The organism is Stenotrophomonas pictorum JCM 9942, assembly GCF_001310775.1.
In the GTDB taxonomy this organism is placed as follows: domain Bacteria; phylum Pseudomonadota; class Gammaproteobacteria; order Xanthomonadales; family Xanthomonadaceae; genus Stenotrophomonas; species Stenotrophomonas pictorum.
This window is the reverse complement of sequence record NZ_BAZI01000572.1, coordinates 1-1,321: the sequence shown is the minus strand read 5'-3', so window position 1 is coordinate 1,321 and position 1,321 is coordinate 1. Positions and strand designations below refer to the sequence as shown.

Annotated in this window: 2 protein-coding genes; one reads left to right on the top strand and one right to left on the bottom strand. The window is 68.9% G+C overall.

Annotated elements, in window-relative coordinates; genetic code table 11:
• Nucleotides 1–242: 242 nt before the first annotated feature.
• Nucleotides 243–761, top strand: coding sequence for an acyl-CoA thioesterase (locus tag JCM9942_RS16150; protein WP_054660875.1), 519 nt, complete (start codon nt 243–245; stop codon nt 759–761).
• 52 nt (nt 762–813) lie between these two features.
• Here JCM9942_RS16150 and JCM9942_RS16145 read toward each other — a convergent pair.
• Nucleotides 814–1,321: phosphoenolpyruvate carboxylase (locus tag JCM9942_RS16145; protein WP_157722999.1), on the bottom strand; the 508-nt coding region annotated here is incomplete at its 5' end.

Sequence of the window (1,321 nt, the reverse complement as noted above, 5' to 3'; positions counted from 1 at the left end):
CAAGCGCAGCCTCGACGCCAGGCACCGGAGACAGAGGATCGAAGGCCCGGGCGGCATGCTGGACCGGCGGGACCCGCTGCGGTTCGCCACGCCGGGGGCTTCCACGGGGTGCGCCGCCACTTCCAGTGACGGTGGCCGCTGCGTCGGGACAGGGGCAGTGACACCGCCCTCTTTCCGCGCCGGATTACCCGTCCCGCGCCCGGGTGGAGTAGCCTGCGGGCCCTGTCGTCGCGGTGCCCACCATGTCCGAACCCACCTCCCACCAGTTGTCGATGACCGTGCTGATGACCCCGGAGATGGCCAACTTCTCCGGCAAGGTGCACGGCGGCGCGGTATTGCGCCTGCTCGACCAGGTCGCCTATGCCTGCGCCAGCCGCTATGCCGGCAACTACGTGGTCACCCTGTCGGTGGACCAGGTGACGTTCCGCCAGCCCATTGCCGTCGGCGAACTGGTGACCTTCCTGGCCTCGGTGAACTACACCGGCACCTCGTCGATGGAGGTGGGCATCAAGGTGGTGGCCGAGGACATCCGCAAGGCCAGCGTGCGCCATGCCAACAGCTGCTTCTTCACGATGGTGGCGGTCGATGACCAGGGCCGGCCGACGCCGGTACCGCCGCTGCAGGTGCAAACCAGTGACGAGAAGCGTCGCTTCGCCGCCGCACAGCTCCGCCGCCAGCTGCGCCAGGAGATGGAACAGCGCCACCTGGAGCTGCTCAAACACAATCCGTCCGGCGCCGCCGATCTGGCGGTGGACGCGTAAAACCGGAACGCCGGCCGGAACTGCCGCCCGGCCGGCGCCTTCCGGCGATCGATCAGCCGGTGTTCTGCACGCCCTGCGAAACGCCGTTGACGCAGGCCACCAGCGCGCGCAACAGCGCCTCGTCCTCGCGCCCGCTCTCGCGCCAGCGCCTGAGCAGATCCACCTGCAAGGCGCTGATCGGGTCGATGTAGGGATTGCGCAGGCGGATCGACAGGGCCAGCCGCGGATCGTGCTCGAGCAGTTCCTGCTGTCCGCTCAGGCGCTTGACCCAGTGCGCGGTCAACGCCAGCTCCTCGCGGATCAGCGGGAAGAAGTGCCCGTGCAGCGGCCCGGCCAGCTGCGAGAACTGCTCGGCGATATGGATATCACCCTTGCTCAGCACCATCGCCATGTCATCGAGGAAGGTCTCGAAGAACGGCCAGTCGTGCGCCATCTCGCGCAGCCGCTCCTCATGGCCGGCATCAGCGGCGGCCTGCAGCCCGCTGCCCACGCCGAACCAGCCGGGAATCACCGCGCGCGCCTGGCTCCAGGCGAACACCCACGGAATCGCGCGCAGGTTG

Excerpts from the sequence above, each read along its gene's own strand:
- JCM9942_RS16150 (WP_054660875.1), top strand. The coding sequence starts at position 243 with ATGTCCGAACCCACCTCCCACCAGTTGTCGATGACCGTGCTGATGACC.